This window comes from Mycoplasma sp. 13536 (assembly GCF_055523495.1).
In genome coordinates this window covers 621,357-640,475 of sequence record NZ_JBVFVC010000001.1, presented here as the reverse complement: position 1 = coordinate 640,475, position 19,119 = coordinate 621,357, and the positions used below count along the sequence as shown (strand labels likewise).

Genomic DNA, 19,119 nt, shown 5'->3' with positions numbered 1-19,119 from the left:
TCTCATTATATTATACCAGAATAATATATATAAATATATTAATTTTAAAATCTCAATTTAACTATTCTAGGTAAATTTGCAATATCATTGATTATTTCAATATGGTATTTATTTGTTAAACTTACCCACCAATCATAATGTAACGGATTAATTTCAAAATAAATTAATCCGTTCTTAGTTAAATAATTAGGAGCTTGGTTAATAATCTTTTTATAAAATTCAAGGCCATCATCATTAGCAAATAATGCATTATGAGGTTCAAAATTTAAAACAGATTTATCAAGTTTTTCATCACGTGATAAATATGGTGGATTACAAACAATTAAATCAAAAAGCTTATTACTTAAATTTTTAAATAAATCACTTTGATAAGTATTAACATGTAAATCATTTATTTGAGCATTAATTTTAGTTTGTTTGATTGCTTCAACTGAAATATCACTTAATGTAATATCCCATATTGGCCTAGCTTTTTTTAAAGCAAGGCCAATAAAACCTGATCCTGCACATAAATCAAGTGCTTTTATATTAGAAGAACTAGTATGATCATTTAAAACTTGTAAAATAAGTTCTTCAGTTTCATAACGAGGGATTAAGACATTATGTGAAAGATCAATTTTAACATTTGCCATTTCAATATAACCAATAATTTTTTGAACTGGCATTCCTTTATTTAGTAATTCTTCTTCAAAAGAAGATATAGTTTGTTTAAGATTATATCTTCTTTTTTCTAATAATAAATCTGTTTTAGTTGGCATTAAAAATTAGAATCCTGTAATTTTAAATTTTGTTCTTCGGTCAATAATGCCTCAATTATAGCATTTAGTTTACCATTCATAATTGAAGTTAATGAACTTGAGTAGTTGATACGATGATCAGTGACACGATCTTGTGGGTAATTATATGTTCTAATTTTTTCACTACGGGCTCCAGAGCCAGCTAACTTGCGGTAACCAGATTCTTCTGCTTGTTTTTTTTGTAATTCTAAATCATATAATTTAGATTTCAAAATCCGCAATGCAATTTCTTTATTTTGAATTTGGCTTTTACCTTCTTGACATGAAACAACTATTCCGCTTGGATAGTGAGTAATTCTTACAGCTGAATCTGTCGTGTTAACAGACTGCCCACCATTTCCACTTGAGCGAAACACATCAATCCTAATATCTTCAGTTTTAATTTGAATATCAATATCTTCATCAATTTCAGGCATAACAGTTACTGTTGCAGTAGAAGTATGAATTCTACCTTTAGTTTCGGTAACTGGAACCCTTTGCACCCTATGCACCCCAGATTCAAACTTTAATTTTGAGTAAGGTTTTTCTCCTTTAATTGAAAAAGTAATTAATGTAAAACCTCCTGATTCAGCACTTGATGATTCTAAGATACCTATTTTCATATTATTTTGTGCAGCTCATTTTGAATACATTTTATAAAGATCACCTGCAAAAATATTTGCTTCATCACCTCCAGCTGCGCCTCTTATTTCAACGATCACATCTTTTTCATCATTCTCATCTTTTGGTAAGATAAGAATTTTTAGTTCGCTTGATAATTGTTTTAAACTAGCCTCATTTTCTTGAATTTCTAATTTTGCTAACTCAATTAAATCTGGATCTTTTTCTAAAGTTAATAATTCTTTAGCAGTTTTTAAATTTGATTCAGCATTTAAATAATTATTAAAGGTTTCTACAATATCACTAATTGAGTTAAGTTCTTTATTTATTTTATTATATTTTTTAATATCATTAATTACATCCGGGTTGACTAACTCAGATTTAAGTTGATCATATTTTGCTTTAATTTGTTGCAATGAACTATACATCTTTAATTCCATAGTGTTTTAATTTTACCATAATAAAGATTTATAAATTATGTTAAAATTAAATTGTTATATATATAAGGAATATTAAAGGAAAGATTATGAATAGAATAGAAAAGTTAATTAAAGAATTATGTCCTAATGGAGTTGAATATAAAAAACTTAGCGATGTTGCAATTGTAACAGCCGGGAATTCAGCACCACAAGATGGAAAATTCTTTATTAATGGAAAATATCCTTTTTGCCGTACTTCTGATGTTGGAAAAGCAAAGAAATCAGTTGATTTTTCTAATATTAGCGATTATTTGAATGAAAATGGCATAAAAGGATTGAAACTTTTTCCAGCTGGATCAATTTTAATCCCTAAAAGCGGAGCATCAACTTTACTTAATAACAGAGTAAGGTTGGCCGTTGATTCTTATGTAGTTTCTCATTTAGCAGTTGTTATTCCAAATGATAAACTTATTAATAGTAGGTTTCTTTATTATTCTCTCGAAAGTTTTAACATGGCAACATTAGTCAATGATAAAAGTTATCTAACAGTTAAAAGCTCAACAATAGCCCATTCTATTCAGGTCCCTTTGCCGCCCCGCGCGATCCAAGATGAAATTGTTAAAATTCTTGATAATTTCACAGAACTTACCACAGAACTTACCACAGAACTTACCACAGAACTTAAATACCGTAAGCAACAATATGAGTATTACAGGGATAAATTATTAACTTTTGATGATTCAAAAGTTAAGGTTGAGTATAAAACACTAAAAGAATTATGTTCAATAACAACAGGTAAATTAGATACAAAAGAAAAAGTTGACGATGGATTATATCCATTTTATACATGTAATATTACTCCATATAAAATAGATAAATTTGCCTTCGATACTGAAGCAATAATAATTGCCGGTAGTGGCAGCCAGCTTGCTCATGTACATTACTATAAAGGTAAATTTAATGCTAATCAACGAACATATGTTTTACGAGGATTTAAAGATATTAATCCTTTATTCTTAATGCATTACTTAAAAACATATTTAAGAGATTACGTTTATAAATTTACAATTAATTCTGTAATACCTAATATAACTATGCCAATTTTACAAGGTTTTTCAATTCCCCTTCCTCCACTTCCAGTGCAAAACCGAATTGCGGAAGTTTTAGACAACTTTGAGAAAATTTGTCATGATCTAAAAATTGGCTTGCCTTCTGAAATATCTTTAAGACAAAAACAATATGAATATTATAGAGATCTCTTATTATCATTTAATATTAATGATATTGAGAGAGAGAGAGAGAGAGAAGATAATCCGGGATTAACCAAACTCTTTGAATATGTCTTTGGTTTTGAACTCGTTAATTTTGGGTATGAGGTTAAATATAAGAAGCTTGGAGAATTAATTAATAATTTGTCTAAAGATACATTAAAGACTACTGATTTAATACCAAACGGAAAATACCCTGTTATAAACTCTGGTACATCTATTTATGGATATTATGATAAATTTAATAACAATGGTGATGCAATAACAGTTGCTTCAAGAGGTAATGCTAGATTTGTACAATACATGGATCAAGACTTTTGGGCTGGTGGATTATGCTATCCTTTTAGAAGCAAAGATGATAATGAAATATTAACTAAATTTCTATATTATTACCTAAAAAATATTCAACAAAAAATTAGAGAAACATTAGTAAATGAAGGAAGTATACCAGCACTAAATAAAAAGGATTTAGAGGATATTATTATACCTCTCCCTCCACTTCAACTCCAAAACAAAATAGTTGAAATCCTAGATAATTTCTCTGACTTAACAAATGATTTAACTAAGGGCTTACCAGCTGAAATAAACCTTAGACAAAAACAATATGAATATTATAGAGATAGGTTATTGAGTTTTGATAAAGTGAATTAAAACAAACATTTAAAAAAGGAGACACGGATTAAATATTTGGACAAATTCCAAATGTTTCTTCCCTGTCTAATTTATGTTTATTTTATTCAATCATATTTCATTTCTATGTTTAATGAATTAGAATCAGTTATATCTGTTTTATTAATAATAAAAAAGAAACTTCTATATCAATCGTTTGTCCCAACAGCCGTATCTAGAAGATAATTATTTTCTTCTGGTATTCAGAAATATTTTTTCATATTATAATTTTCTATTCAATCTATTTCAAGCGTTTTTGTTGTTTCATTGTATGAATACTCTTTAATATCTCAACCTATTTTTCGGCGATCTCCACGAGCAGGCATGAATGGACTATTATAATTATTTAATAAAATTAGATCTTGAGTTTCAAAATTAATCTTATCTAATAATTCCTTAAAATTCTTAATTATAACTTCTTGGTTTGGGTAAGGGTGAATTTCGCTGCTAACACTTAAAAACAACTTTATAAAATCTTGCTTTGTTTTAAAAATATATGTGCTATTTTTTAAATTATCTGATGAGTATATTAAAGGGCTAGATTCATTATTTATATCTAGTTTAATATGCTTATTGCTGTATTTATGTGGCTCATAATAATCATATTTACTTTGCGTATTTAATAGCCGCGCTGGATCTTTTACGAATAAGGGAGGGTATGATCCTTCATTAGTTCAAAGTGTTTTTGTTTTATTTCAATAAGAACTACCACTAATTTCATTGTCTTTTGACCATTGATTATGTTCAACTCTATACCATGTATATAATGACACAGGGACTATTAAAACTGCAGACCCTAGAAAGAGAAGTGGATATTTTATAATTTTTCTCATTTTTAAAGCCATAGTTTAATTTTGAGCCTTTGTGTATGTAATTGCCACCTCAACTGGGTTTGTGTTACTTGAAGATCTGTACGCTTCAAATCAATAAAATCCTGTGCTTGGAACAGTAAATTCTACAACTTCAATATTTTTATTTCAAGAATTTGAAGATGCAATAATATTACCATTTATATCTTTGATTCTAAAATCAATATTAGTTTTATCGTTTGATCCATTGTATAAGAATGCTAAAGAGGCACGAATTTTATCACCTTTAGATAAATATACTTGTCTTGAATTTTTTCATGAATTATTGCTTTTATCAGTTTTAGGAAGAATTATTAAAGATTGTATGGCCTGTTCAATTTTTTGATAGTTTGGAATACCATATCCTGTCTCATTAGTATAAATTGAATTTATTCCCTGGGGCTTGCGTGAACCAGTTATTAATGCTGATTTAAAGATAATTGAATCCGACCCTTGGTCAAAATATGATTTATATTTTTGTTTTAACATTCCTGCAATAGCACTTATAACTGGGGCTGAAAAACTAGTCCCCTCATTATCATATCCAAGGTCAATTTTTTTACCATCAATTACTAGTTGTGCTCGATCACTAAATCAATATTTTCCACCTGGAGCAACAACAGAAACATAATTAAGATTATTACCAATTTGGCTATAATATGTTTTTCTTTCTAAATTATCAATATCAGTTGCACCTACTATAATACTATTACGTGATAGGCCATTGCTAAATAATGTATCGACTCCTTCGCCATTTAAATTGCCAGCTGCAACAATTGGACTATTAAATATTGCAATAATCGGTCCAATAGTTAAAGATATTAATAATGTTTTTTTAAATTTATTTAATTTCATAATTATTTCCTTTAGTTTTTTATCATTTAAATAATTTATCTACTAATTTGTATGCAAGTTACGAGATATACTTACCTCACTTTTTATTATATCATTGATTTTTTTCGTTTGCAAAAATTTTTTAATATGCAAATGTAAAATGTCCAATGACAACTATTTAGGTCCATATATAAATCCCATGGAAAGTGCACTAATTTAATTAAAATATGGTATAAATTATTTATGAGAATCAAACATAACATAGATAAGTACAAAAACTTAACAAACTACGAACTAAAAAAACAGCAATCTCTCATATTAATTGCTGCTAATATTGAAAAATCTTTATCTCAACTTAGTTTAATTACAAACCTTAGTGTATCAACTGTAAAAAGATATAAAAAAATAATAAAAAGTAATCAAGAAATTGACATCAGTCATAAAAATAAAAATCAACAAAGAAGTTGCAAAGTTACCGATTCAGAAATTGAATTAGTGTTTAAAGATTATTTAAAAACATGTGAAATTATTTTAAATAGCGTTCTAACAAATAACCAACTTTCGTTTAAAAGTTATTATTATTCAGAATATGGTTCTTTTATAAGGCAAAAATTTCTTACAAAACTTTGGTAAGAAGATTCAACCAATTAGGATTATTTAATATACATACAACCAAAAGAGGAAGAAAAATAGCAAAATTATCAAAGAAAAAAACTTCACAAGAGACAACATTGCTATTAAAAAAATATTATAAACAAATTAAACAAAATGAAAAACAAAGACAAGTTTTGGGTCTAAAGAAAAATTTAGAATTTGGTGAAATTGTTGAAATCGATGCTTAACTTGAACCATATTTAAAAAATAATAAACCATTCTATCTTTATCATGCAATTGATGTTGCCACTGGAACATTATTAGCAGCATGATTTGAAGAACAAGAAACAACATTAGGATATCAAAGACTGTTAGAAATTGTATTTAAGAAATATGGATTTCCAAAGAAAATTTATACTGATAAAAGAAGAACTTTTTGGGGAAACGAAAACGCACAAACAATTTTTGAAAAAGATTTAAATAAAAAAGGAATAGAAGTACTCGGTTCATCTAATCGCAAACATAAACCTGTTTTTTGGAAAAGTCACACGCGAGATATTAACAAAATAATTGTCTTTTAATTTTAACATAATTTTTATATAAAAAAATGTATGCGAAAATAGAAAACACGGGCCCGTGTTTTCTGGAAGTTTTGCTTACTTTTTAAAAAGTAAGGCGCCCTTGATTGCAATCAAGGGCGGGGGTTTAAAAATCTTTTTGCTTCATTTTGAAATTTTATAGTTAATTTAACAATATACATAATTATGTTCTGATTTTTTAGACAGTAAAAACATCAAAAAATATATAAATTTTCCAATTTAGTTGCAAAGAAGAAAAAAATTTTTTTGTTTTGTTTTTTCATTATCTTTTTTTTGCAACAAAAGCATCATAATATAAATCAAAAAATAAAAAAAGATTAACCCCAACAGTCTGGGCGGAAAATTAAAAATGTAGTTCAAAAAAGTAGTTATTCTACATTCCGTTTGCTGAAATTTTTTCAATAAACAAATGTAAAATATTAATGATATGAACAAAAAACAATAAATAGCAATAACTAATCTTTAGTTATTACTATTTCTTTTGCAAAGTTTAATAATTTAACTCTGTAATATTCATATTGTTTTGTCTTAATTATTTCTATGTTCTTATTTTATAAGTATTTAATTTAAATTATTATTATTATTATTATTATTATTATTTTGTACATCTAAAACATTAGTTTTAGATTTTTTTAATAAAAATCAATAAGCCCCTAATGAAACAACTGTATCAAAGGCATTCCCAACTCCAAATAAAATAGCAATACCGATTAATGAGGGTTCTCACACACCTGTTACATACAAGATAAAAGCAATACCATAATAAATAGAGTTAGTTACTACTGATTCAAATAACATATAATGAGTTTTTCCTAAACCATAAAATATAGCATCAACAACATTTTGGATTGCAAACAATATATAGAAAACAAATAAAACCATTACTAGTTCAAATAGTTTGTCTACTTCGCCATAGTTTAAAACATATTTCATGAATGGTTTATAAGCAGGTATTAAAATAATCCAAATAAGTATTGTAATACCAGTAATTGCAAAATATCCTAAGGTATTATTTTTAACAGCATTTTTGTTTGTTGAAGTTTCTTGTTTAATTAATTCACCTAGTTGCAAGATTGGTAGTAGCATTCATCCTCAAATAAAGTTATTAGCAACCCAATAAGTTCCTTGTTCATTGACAACGTTTACCATTCTAGCAATCATAATCATATATGCTAAATTTCTAACAAATGATTCAAATCCTGAAATCCCACCAATTTTTGCAAATTCTTTTGCTCATTTAAAGTCCATTTTATCTTTGTTGAAAATATTAACACCATTTTTGGAAAGTAAGAATAATCCTGTTACTAATAATATTGCATTGACAATAATATTTGTAACCCCTATTCCGTTAACTCCCATATTGGCCGAAAGAGATAAACTAGAAACTAAGAATAAATCTAGTATTACAGATAAAACTAATTTTACTGCAGTTAAAAGATAAACTAATTTGCTTTTACCTAAAATGACTAAACCAACCAAAACAAATTGGAATAACACACCAAAAATATTCGCTACTGCTTCAATTCTTATATATTGTGCACTAGCATCAATAATTGATTCATTTGTCGCCATAACTTTAAGTAAGGGATTAGCACCACCTATTACAATTAATGATAAAATACTATAGATTCCAAAAGTTAGTAGCAGTCCAGTTTTCATGCGATTTGTAAAATCCTTTTTGTTAGATAAAACATTACCTACAAAATAAAATAACGGCAAAATAATCGCTTCATTTATAACTTCATAAATTAAATTAACTCAAGATAATTGCCCTGCAATACTATATGATCATTCGCCAGGTAAGTTACCTAGTCAAAATACTCTTAAAGTAGTATAAATTATCGGTGCTAAACCAGTAACCAATAAAGCAAGAAATAATTTGTAATTAATATTTTTTAATGATATTTTTAATTTAGTAAGCATCTTTATATCCTCCTTTTAAATATTTATATTTTTAGTTTTAAGAGTCTGCCCCCCCCTATTAATAAAAAAAATTTTTATTAATAGGGGGGGGCAGATATTTATAAAATTTGAGTTTTCTTGTCTTAGTATTATAACATATTCCAGCTAAAAATCTATTTTTTGGTTAAAAAGAACATAGTGCATCATTAATCAACTCTAACAATTTATAAATTATTTAAAATTTATTTTATATTTACTTTCATTGCTATATTTGTCAAGAGTTATATGCCAAAACCAAAATCATTAACCATAATTAAATTTTACCATCCAAAAACACAATTTTAATTATCATTTATTAACATTAAAAATTAATATAAAAGTGTTATAATATAAAAACACTTAGAAATATAAATAAATTATTAAGGAGTATTCATGATTGATTCAATTAAATCATTTTTATTAAAACCAGTTTTTTATGATGGTTGAACTAATGTTGAAGTTAAAGGATGAATTTCATCAAACCGAGGAAACAAAAAAATACGTTTCCTAGAAGTTAACGATGGTTCGACTATTGAAAATTTACAAGTAGTTTTTAAAGGTCAAAATTTTGATTTCAACATACTTGATTCATTACGCCCTGGAGCCGCTGTTATAATTAAAGGAACTTTAAATGCAACGCCAAATTCTCCACAACCAATTGAATTAGTTGCCAGTGAATTGGTGGCATATAAAAATGTTGATGAAGATTATCCAATTCAAAACCAAGAAATTAAACTTGAAACCTTAAGGGATCTGCCACACTTAAGACACCGTACATCACTTTTAAGAGCTGTTATGTTAATTCGCTCTACTTTAGCTCATGAAGTGCATAAATATTTTATAAACAAAGAATTTCATTATTTAACAAGTCCTATTATTACAAGCAATGATGGTGAAGGGGCTGGCGAAACATTTAATGTTTCTGACAGTTCAAACCTTGATCCGTTTTTTGGAAAAAATAAAAAAGCAACTTTGGGAGTGACAGGTCAATTACACGGGGAAAGTTATGCTTTAGGAATGAAAAAAATTTATACTTTTGGACCTACCTTTAGAGCCGAAAGATCTAACACTAAAAAACATTTAGCTGAATTTTGGATGATAGAACCTGAAATGGCTTTTTATGATTTAAATGATAATATTGCATTGGCTGATGATATGCTTAAAGTAATTATTAGAAATACTTTAAGCAAACATAAAAAAGAATTTAGTTTCCTAGATTCATTACACGAAGGATTATTGGATCGTTTAAATCAATTTATTGAAACACCAATTCAAATCGTAGATTATCAAGATGCTATAAGTAAACTTGCTGAAGTTAAGGATATTTTTGAAAATAAAGATATTAAATATGGACTAGATTTAGCTACTGAACACGAAAGATATTTAACTGAAAAAATTTATAACAGACCGATTGCTGTTATAAATTTCCCAAAAGATTTTAAGGCATTTTATATGAAACAAAATGATGATAATAAATCAGTAGCAGCTTTTGACTTATTAGTGCCAGGTATTGGAGAATTAATAGGCGGAAGTCAAAGAGAATGTGATTATGATAAAATAGTGCAACGAGTAAATGAATTAAATATTGATCAAGAAGATTTACAATGATATTTAGATCTTCGCAGATATGGTCATATCATGTCATCAGGTTTTGGGGTAGGTTTTGAAAGATTAGTAATGTATGTCACAGGAATTGAAAATATTAGAGATGTAATACCATACCCAAGAACAACTGGAAATATTAGAATGTAAAAAAATACCACTGTAATATTAGATACAGTGGTATTTATTTATTATTAATAGTTAAATTTTATTTCAATAAGAAATTAATCAGCATGTATTTTAGAGAATTTATAAATAGTATTTTGCAAAGACATTATTATATCACTTAACAAATCGATCTCTATAATTTTGAGCTGATTCATCTATATCTCTATTTATACCATTATATTTTGGTGTAAACCCTTTTTTAACTAAAAAGACTTCTCAAACATAATCTGGTGATGGAATATATGCAGCAGGTGGTTGTAAAAGACGAGGATCAATGCTTTCATAAGAACCTATTCAATTTATGGTCACTTCATTATTTTCATAAATCGGAATTATAAAGCCACCATTTGGTGATTGTTTTGAACTTCTATATTTTATAAAAATATCATGATCTTCTAAAAGAGTATAAACATCTTGGTTATTTAAATATAATTCTTCAAATAGTTTTTTGATTTTTGAATTTTCACTATATTCACTATTATTATTTAATTCTTTAAACTTATTTATAATATGAGTGTCAAATTCATCTTTTGTTTTAACTTTTATTATACTACCCTCAATATATTCATGATAATTATGATTAGGATAATTACGGAAAAAACCTGTATTAAATGTATCTGATCCTTTTTGTCTATAATTGTCTTTTACTCTTTTTTCTTCTTCTGAAACTCATTCTTTTGGAGCAAAAATAGCTGTTTTAGTAATATTTTGATAGATTGGATAAATCACATCATACATTTTTTTAACTTCATTTTCATAATATTCGTCAGGTTTGTCAAGTATAATTCTAGGTGCAATAGGCTCTTTTCCAACAGGCGGTTTTTCATTGCATGAAAATAAAGTTATAGGAACTACTAAAGAAATAAGACTAATTAACGATTTTTTAATTATTTTATTCATTTTTAACCACGTGAGTAGTTGCTATTAAATCATATACAGAATTGCTAAAGTCATATTTCTCATACTTTTTAATGCGATATCTATATGTCCCTGAAGAAGTTGCTTTATATTCAAGTAATTCATCATTACTTAGAGCTGATTGAATCATCTTCACAACAACCCATTTCCCATTTGATTCCTTTTTTTCTAAATATAAGTCATAATCAGAAAATCAATTGTTGTTTTGACGTTTTATTGCCTCAGATTGAGTCAAACGAATCTCAGATTTATGAGTTAAGTCTCACATTTTACCCTCGGCAATAGTTTTTTGTTTTTCTAGTTCTTGGCTTCTTTTACGTGATGGAGAAAAGAAATTTAAAAATGAATTTCACCAACTTGTATTTTCTTTATAGTCTGGCCTAACTTCAGATTGATTTAAAAGACCAGCATTAAACATTCAGGAACTAGATATTTTTATCGTTTGATTCTTTTTTAAATTTATTTCTTTACTTGAAAATACAAAACCACTATCATTAGTTGGATGAATTTTTAGTATTGAATAGTTGTTAGCTGCTTCTAACATTGTTTTAAAATCTACTGTTCCAGCACCATATTTTTGTTCATAACCACTTGACTTATAGGTTAAATTATCGTGATTTGGACTAACAGCAGATGCAGATAAAATTGCTTTTACAATAGGAACTCTAAATTCACTATCCCTAATATCCGATCTATATTTAAATAAGTTTGAGATTAAACCAGTTACGACAGGCGCAGCATAACTTGTTCCACGAGAATAATTGTTTCTGTTATAAACAGGATTATAAAAATGTGCTGGAGCAACAACTAAAGGCTTCGATATATTTTCAAATTGTGGTAATAATTTGTAATTAGAATAATCTGCAATTATATTTTGTTTTTGATATTCTTTAGATGATCAATCTGATAAAGCACCAACAACTATTGTATTGAATGATAGTCGTTTATGTGTTATTAAATGATAATCTTTATTTCCCTCATTACCAGCTGCAAATACATTTATTACACCATACTTACGAGATATATGATCAAGGAAATATGAATTTTCATGGTAACCCTTTTTATAGTTGTTACTTTCATAAGTTTCACCATTTTTTTCGTAATACCTTATAAGACCATAACTATGATTAATTAATTTTATTCCATCTTTTTTTACCATTTTTTCAATTGTAGACATTCAATGACTATCTGTTTGGTTTGTTGTATATAAATATATTTTAGATGATCGGTCTATTCCATATTGTCCACCTGCAACAAGTGATACCATTGTTGAATGGGTTTCATAACCTGGTCATATTCTTTCGTTTATATCGTTTATCTCAATACCATTTCTAAAATATTTTTGATAGTTTTTATCAAAGGGATGAGCCCATGTTTCTAATATTCCTATTTTATTTACATATGGATTATCTAAATAGTTTGTAGCATTTACAAGATCTATATTTTTGTTCATATGTTGCACATAATTTTGCAAATTAAAATTTATTCCATTACGACCATAATTACTTACTTGTCCTCTTTGTGTATACAGATTTTTAATCTTATTTGTGGAACTCGGGGTTATGTATCCTTGTGGAATTGTATTTGTATTTTCAAATATAATGAACTTATAAATTTCGTTTCAGTTTTTTACTTTATTAACAAATTTTTTTCTATCTTCTTCTTTTTCAAAATAAAATCAGACAATTGGCATCATTGTTAGTTTTTCAAATGATTTATAAACTAAATTGCTTTCAGTAACTTTATTTATAAAATCATCATTGAATTTACTTAAAAATTCTTCATTCTCAGTTTCAAAGCCTGGATTTAATAATAATTTAAGTTCAAAATTATTATCAACAGGCAAAGAAAACGTTTCATTATTTTGATTAAATGCGACAGTCGCACCCTGCTCCCTGACCTCAAATTTTTCATTATTAAGATTTTCGTATCACATTGTATCTGGAGTGAACTGCTTTGCAACTGGGGTAGCAAAAAATGTTACTAAAGCACTTGTGCTAATTAATGTTAAAACAGAAATTTTTAGTTTCTTTTTCATAATTGTCTCCTTAAGTTTTGTAAGCAAAATTTGTGTTTAATATTTTTTTGAGTAGAAATTGTTTAGAAATGTATAATGCTCGTTCCTCATTTCTAAACTTATAAATATTGGGTATTTTATCTATACCTAACAAAATTTTAGCATAAAAAAAAGTTAAAAACAAATATTTTCAATTTTTATCATAATTCCACACTTTTCCAGGTGTCTTATATAAAATACTTATAAATATTAGAATAATCTAATATAATAAAATTTAGAATGGTTAGAATTATTTCTATTTTTTTTAAACTATGCGGGATTAATATTCACATAGTCGTTTTGTAAAGTATAAAAATTCTTTTCATCTATCTATATTGAAAAGTAAATAATAATATCAAGAATTGGAAATAAACTTACCAAAACATTAGCTTTGGCTTAACCAAATGGTATGGTTTGGGATGGTAAAATAGTCCGAAAAAATTCCCAAGTTTATTATTTTTACTATATTCCTTTCTTTTTAAACGTACAAGTTTTTTAACTTTCTTCATATATATATATATATATATATTAAAATTAAAGTAGATTAACAAATCTATTAATTTGATTTTAGACAAATTAATTATTATATAAATATATTTATATGAAAGGAAGATACGTTATGAAATTACGTAAATTTTTATTAGTAACAACTAACTTAGTTACTATTTCAACAATTACTGCTGTATCATGTACAGCGCCTCAGCCCCAAAAAAGACAATTTACTATTCAAAATGTTAGTGAAATTACAGTAACTCAAACAACTGCTCAATTCACCACTAAAATTACTGGTCTACAAGGAACAGACCAACTTAATGTAAAAATTAATGATACAGTTCATAATTTTACAGTTTCAAGTTTAAACAAACCAGCTGATAATGAATATAAAATTACTATTAGTGGACTAACAAAAGGAACTACATATTTATTAGATACCATTAAGGTAAACAATGACACATTATTTAATGTCAAACGTCCATTTACAACGTTAAACGATGTGTCAACCCAAAACCGACCTATTGAAAATAGAGAACAAGAAGAGCCAGTAAATCCTAATCCACCAAGAGAAGAAAATGAACTATCGAATCCAGGAACTAGCAACTCCGAGCCAAAAGATCCAGTAAGTGAAAATCCAAGTACTCCTGGTGGAGATAACAATCAAAACCCAGGTAACACTATACCTAATCCACCAAATGATAGTGATCAACCAAGACAAGACCCTGCTCCAAAAAATCCAACTAACGACACCCAACAACCTCCTAAGACAGAACCAAACCCTACTCCAGTTCCTAAAGATCCAACTACAGAGCAAGGTAATAGTGATAACACCCAAGAAACTCCAAGAGAAGAAAATACACCATCTAACCCAGGGACCAATGACCCATCTCCAAAAGAACCAGCAACAGAAGAACCTGAAACTGGTGTAAAACAACCAGATGAAGAAAAACCAAACAATGGTACTGATAATGGTTCAAGCGGTGCAGATGATTCGAGAGATAATGCCCAACCAGGGCACGATTCTGCTCCTAATCAACCAGTAGAGAAACCAATTCAAGGCAATGATGATCAAGAAACAGATACAGGAACAATAACTAAGGATGAAGATACTAAATCTCAGCCTACTGATAATCCAGAAAGCACTAACCGTAATCAACCTTCTGATCAAAAAACTACCGAAACACAAGGGCAAGATCCAAGTAGTTCAACAGATGGAAATACATCAAATGATAATTCAAACTCTGCAAAAGAAGAAGAACCTAAGGACGAATTAAAAAATTCAAAAGCAAGTGCTAGCATATTACAAATAGTAGTAGAACCAGGTGGCCCTAAATGAGATCCTAGTCGAAAATATATTAGAATAGCAGTAAGAACTAATAAAGAAGTGTATGAAAAAATAAAATCAAAAACTATTACTCATGAAGTATATTCAAAAAGTGCAAGAATTTATACAAATGACTCAACAGCACCAGCAAATATCCAATATTGGCGTAATATAGGCGAAAACCAAGTCGATTTTATTATTAATGCACCAAATCCATGACATAAAGGAGCTTATAGCATAACTAGGCTTTTTGTTGCTGGCGAGGAAGATTACAACTTACTCCAAGGACAAACAAAAGATTTTAATATTAATTAAATTTTATAAATAAAATAACTAATTAAATATGACTATAAATAAACCCAAAATATAATATTTTGGGTTTATTTTGATATAGTTTGTAGTAGGATATTGAAATTTTATATATTTTTAAATAAACAAAACAGTAAACCAGGATAAATATATTTATAATATATAGCAAGTTGTTATGTACTATTATCAATAAATAATCTTTAATATTATTTGTAATAATTGTTGTAAATAAAAATTTACTTTCACTTGTTTTTATTTTCTGTAATATAGGCAGTGGTATAAAAACATAAATCTTTATTATTTTATAATATTTAAATTATGAATCTTATTTTTTACTTCGAAATATAAATCAAAAGCCAAGTACTAAAAAAGATAAGATTGCACCAGTTCCAAGAGGAATTACCACAAAATTTAATCAATTATTATTTAAACCTTCAATTTTTACACAAAGGATTATTCCAATTATTACACCTAGTAAAAATATAATTGGAATAGTAATTTTAATTATCTTTTTAAACATTTAAAATTCTTCTTTAAATCTTTTTATTAAATTCTTACGTAATCTTTTGGCTTTAAAATCATGATTTTCTATATCTAAAAGTAAAAAACTTGCCCCTACTTTGGTCACAACATAACCAGCAACTAAATTTGCATCAAAAACAATATTAATTAAATCTTCATCGATAACAACTTCTTTTGAATTTGCTTGTTTAGTATCAAACCATTTACCGATAAACGTACCAAAGAAAGCATCACCAGCTCCGGTAGAATCAATTTGCTTTACTTTTTTAGATTCAACTAAAAAATGTTTTGAATCTTTATAAACTAATGTGCCTTTCTCACCTAAAGTGATTAAAAATAATTTATTTTTAAAATTTTCAAGAGCTTTTATACCATCTTTTAATGTATTGGTATTTGTTATTAAATATAGTTCATCTTTAGAAAATTTAATAAAATCAGTTAAATTAATAAATTCTTTTGCTTTTGCAATAAAATCATAAAGATTATCTTGATAAAGGGCCTTTCGATAATTAGGATCAAAGAATATTTTCTTGTTTTCCATTTTAGCTTTTAGAGCTAAGTTCTTGTAAGTTTCAAATAATTCACCACCTAAAAAAGCCGTTGCGGAAGTTAAAACTAAGGCATCAAAATCAATATTTTCAACATATTCATATTTTAAATCAACATCAGCGCCTCTAACAAATTCAAAACTTCTTTCACCATTTTCATCTAAGGAAACTATTGCTTTTGTAGTATTTTTATCTTTTATTTTTATCAAATTATCTGGATCTAACTTATCCATAGATACAGAAAGAAGTAAATTAGTACTATCATCAAAACCAACAGCACCAACAAAAATAGCAGTACGTTTGGTTTTTTGAATCACGGCTGCTACATTTAAAGAAGCTCCTCCAACATTAACTTTAATTTTTCCATTACCTAAATGATATTCATTATAAAGAGCTTCGCCTGGCACTAAAAGTTGTGGACGATCACCCCAATCAATATCAACTTCATCAAGTTCACCAATAGTTGCAGTAATATCACCATCATATTGAAATAATAATTCACCATCTAAAAAGTATTTTGTAGTAATCACGTACTCTCCTTGATTTATATAAAGTTCTAATAATGATGAATCTTGGATAATTTTGATATCTTTAATATTCTTAATATTTCTAGTTATTTTGTTAGGGTAATTTGGTGCAAAACTATGTGACATATTAGTTCGATCAATGGTTAAAACACCATTAAGATAGGAAAACATAATGTAATGACCTTCCACATTTTTAAACTCAAAAAATCATTTCTTACCACTAGGTTTTAAGTGGAGAAAATTCTGGCGATTTCATAAGTCTACAATACCATCTGTAATTCGATAATACGTTTGGTAAATAAAATTAAAATTATCTGAATATTTTTGGTATAGTTTTCCTTTTTCGATTCACATAGTTCTTGGTAAGGTTAATGAATGAGCGTATCCTTGTTCAAAAGTTGCAACAGCATCTGTATCTGGTGTTCCTGCTCATGCAATTGAAAGATTATAATAATCGGGACCATTCATAATTTGAGGCGCATAGTAGTCAAAACCTAAATCAAGTAAATCCCAATGGGTAACTTTAAATGTTAATGTTTTTCAATTCATTTTACCTAGAAGGTAAATTGAAACATCCCTATTTTGGTTATCTTGATCATAAAAATAAGCCCCCTGAGTTGAAATAAATAATACATCTTTTTCAGCTATCTTAGTGAAACTAGGACACTCAAACATAAATGCTTCATTAAGTTGCTTTGGCCCATTAATAAATTCGATTTCACCCTTTCAAGTAAAATCAGAATTAGGTTTATCAGAACTATAAACAACAATTTTACCTTTTTTATCTAAAGTTTGTGCTCCATGTAATAAATAATAAGTGTCTTCAACTTTGACAATATACGGATCTCTAAAATGCCTTGTATATTTAGTTTTATCAACACTAAATAATAGTTTTTTGCTTGCTTCAGTTTCTTTTCAATCATTGCTATATTTAGCAACTAATGTATACGATGTATCTTCAGGAGCATTATAAATATTTCCTTTTTTTACGTTGCCAGTGTAATATAAATAAAGGTTATTATCTTCTGATAATGCTGAACCTGAGTAAATCCCATTTGCATCATATTCATTTGATGGTCTAATTCCTAAACCATGACTTTTATATTCTAAAAAATCTTTTGTCGTAAAATATCCTTGGTGCTTATTAGCATGGATTGGACTAAACGGATTTCATTGGTAAAAAATATAATATTTCTCATTATGATAAACAAAATTATTTGGATCATTAATCAAGCCTGAAAATGAAGAAAGGTGAAGTTTATTAAAATAAACATCACCTTTGGCTTGTTTTAATTTATTAGTTAATTCAGGCAACAATGCATCGGTATATACGTAAGTTTTACCTGTATTTTGTTGCTTGATTTGATCTAATTTTCTTTGCTTATCTTTGTAATTAACAGGTTTAAGCTTTTTCATGTTCTTTAATAAAGTTTTCGAGCGTTTCTTTACCAAATGTTTTTGAAAATACAAATGTTAATGAACTAGATACAATTGAAGAAATTACAGAAGCAATTGCAATATTACCTAATGGTGATAATGCTCTATGGAAGAACATTTTATTTCCTCATGGAACCACTTTTTCATATTCTGTATAGTAAGCTAATAATTTATCACTTTTTACAGGTGAGAATTGGAGAAATCCTAATCATGAAGCTGAACCAAGTGAACTAGCTACAGCTTGTGACATACCTACTCAATATCCACCAATACCTGCTCCAATAGAAGCTGCAAGCATTGGGAAGAATAATGGAATGTTTGTTCCAAACATAGCAGGTTCAGTAATACCTAAATTAGCTGCAATACCAGATGAAAGTGATGAAGAAGCTAATTTTTGTGATTTTTTGTATAAAAGACCAAACATTGTAAGAGCTGCAACTCCTTGTGCAATATTAGATACTGTTGCAATTGAAGTAATTCAAGTAAATCCTTGTGAAGCAATTAATTGAGCTTCGATAGCAGTAAATCCTTGGTGCAATCCAGTTACAACAATGAATGGGTAAGCCATTCCAATTAATAACCCACCTAAACCAAAGCCTGGGAAGTTAGTATATGTAAAGATTGCATTTTATAGTGAACCCCAC

At 27.7% G+C, this 19,119-nt stretch carries 15 protein-coding genes; 5 read left to right on the top strand and 10 right to left on the bottom strand.

Annotated features, from left to right (window positions below; all coding sequences use genetic code 4):
• Nucleotides 1-44 precede the first annotated feature (44 nt).
• Both prmC and prfA read right to left on the bottom strand, forming a co-directional pair.
• Nucleotides 45-758: a peptide chain release factor N(5)-glutamine methyltransferase gene (gene prmC / locus AC0B4N_RS02635; protein WP_465102312.1), complete on the bottom strand. Its 714-nt coding sequence runs from the start codon at nt 756-758 to the stop codon at nt 45-47.
• Complete coding sequence (prfA, locus tag AC0B4N_RS02630; protein ID WP_465102311.1) at nt 758-1,837, bottom strand: peptide chain release factor 1; 1,080 nt, start codon at nt 1,835-1,837, stop codon at nt 758-760. Before prfA ends, prmC begins: the two co-directional genes overlap by 1 nt.
• Nucleotides 1,838-1,923: 86 nt before the next feature.
• Between prfA and AC0B4N_RS02625 the strand changes: the two genes are divergently transcribed.
• Nucleotides 1,924-3,735 (top strand): restriction endonuclease subunit S, encoded by a 1,812-nt coding sequence (locus AC0B4N_RS02625; protein ID WP_465102310.1) that lies wholly within the window; start codon nt 1,924-1,926, stop codon nt 3,733-3,735.
• A 77-nt stretch (nt 3,736-3,812) separates the two neighbouring features.
• Here AC0B4N_RS02625 and AC0B4N_RS02620 read toward each other — a convergent pair whose 3' ends face one another.
• Entirely contained in the window at nt 3,813-4,598 is a 786-nt protein-coding gene (locus tag AC0B4N_RS02620) for a hypothetical protein (protein ID WP_465102309.1), read from the bottom strand.
• Between the two features lie 3 nt (nt 4,599-4,601).
• The gene (locus AC0B4N_RS02615) at nt 4,602-5,456 is read right to left on the bottom strand and encodes a S8 family serine peptidase (protein ID WP_465102308.1); all 855 of its coding nucleotides are present in this window, start codon (nt 5,454-5,456) and stop codon (nt 4,602-4,604) included.
• A gap of 222 nt (nt 5,457-5,678) precedes the next feature.
• On the opposite strand from AC0B4N_RS02615, the gene AC0B4N_RS02610 reads away from it, so the two are divergent.
• The gene (locus AC0B4N_RS02610; protein ID WP_465102307.1) at nt 5,679-6,068 is read left to right on the top strand and encodes a hypothetical protein; all 390 of its coding nucleotides are present in this window, start codon (nt 5,679-5,681) and stop codon (nt 6,066-6,068) included.
• Nucleotides 6,062-6,277 carry a hypothetical protein gene (locus tag AC0B4N_RS02605; RefSeq protein ID WP_465102306.1) on the top strand — a complete coding sequence of 72 codons (216 nt, stop codon included), beginning with the start codon at nt 6,062-6,064 and terminating at the stop codon, nt 6,275-6,277. The genes AC0B4N_RS02610 and AC0B4N_RS02605 overlap by 7 nt, the downstream gene beginning before the upstream one ends.
• Nucleotides 6,278-7,189: 912 nt before the next feature.
• Here the strand turns inward: AC0B4N_RS02605 and AC0B4N_RS02600 are convergent.
• Entirely contained in the window at nt 7,190-8,551 is a 1,362-nt protein-coding gene (locus AC0B4N_RS02600; protein WP_465102305.1) for an MATE family Na+-driven efflux transporter, read from the bottom strand.
• Nucleotides 8,552-8,962: 411 nt separating this feature from the next.
• Between AC0B4N_RS02600 and asnS the strand changes: the two genes are divergently transcribed.
• On the top strand, nt 8,963-10,321 hold the full coding sequence (gene asnS, locus AC0B4N_RS02595) for an asparagine--tRNA ligase (protein WP_465102304.1): 1,359 nt from the start codon (nt 8,963-8,965) through the stop codon (nt 10,319-10,321).
• 99 nt (nt 10,322-10,420) lie between these two features.
• On the opposite strand, the gene AC0B4N_RS02590 is transcribed toward asnS, so the two are convergent.
• The 3 genes from AC0B4N_RS02590 to AC0B4N_RS02580 form a co-directional block, all read right to left on the bottom strand.
• Nucleotides 10,421-11,239 (bottom strand): hypothetical protein, encoded by an 819-nt coding sequence (locus AC0B4N_RS02590; RefSeq protein WP_465102303.1) that lies wholly within the window; start codon nt 11,237-11,239, stop codon nt 10,421-10,423.
• Entirely contained in the window at nt 11,232-13,295 is a 2,064-nt protein-coding gene (locus AC0B4N_RS02585) for a S8 family serine peptidase (protein WP_465102302.1), read from the bottom strand. Before AC0B4N_RS02585 ends, AC0B4N_RS02590 begins: the two co-directional genes overlap by 8 nt.
• Before the next feature lie 392 nt (nt 13,296-13,687).
• Complete coding sequence (locus tag AC0B4N_RS02580) at nt 13,688-13,822, bottom strand: hypothetical protein (protein ID WP_465102301.1); 135 nt, start codon at nt 13,820-13,822, stop codon at nt 13,688-13,690.
• 110 nt (nt 13,823-13,932) lie between these two features.
• Between AC0B4N_RS02580 and AC0B4N_RS02575 the strand changes: the two genes are divergently transcribed.
• Complete coding sequence (locus tag AC0B4N_RS02575) at nt 13,933-15,447, top strand: hypothetical protein (protein ID WP_465102300.1); 1,515 nt, start codon at nt 13,933-13,935, stop codon at nt 15,445-15,447.
• A gap of 514 nt (nt 15,448-15,961) precedes the next feature.
• Here the strand turns inward: AC0B4N_RS02575 and AC0B4N_RS02570 are convergent.
• Both AC0B4N_RS02570 and AC0B4N_RS02565 read right to left on the bottom strand, forming a co-directional pair.
• Nucleotides 15,962-18,454: a PfkB family carbohydrate kinase gene (locus tag AC0B4N_RS02570; RefSeq protein WP_465102299.1), complete on the bottom strand. Its 2,493-nt coding sequence runs from the start codon at nt 18,452-18,454 to the stop codon at nt 15,962-15,964.
• Entirely contained in the window at nt 18,441-19,064 is a 624-nt protein-coding gene (locus AC0B4N_RS02565) for a PTS transporter subunit EIIC (protein WP_465102565.1), read from the bottom strand. The genes AC0B4N_RS02570 and AC0B4N_RS02565 overlap by 14 nt, the downstream gene beginning before the upstream one ends.
• Nucleotides 19,065-19,119 lie beyond the last annotated feature (55 nt).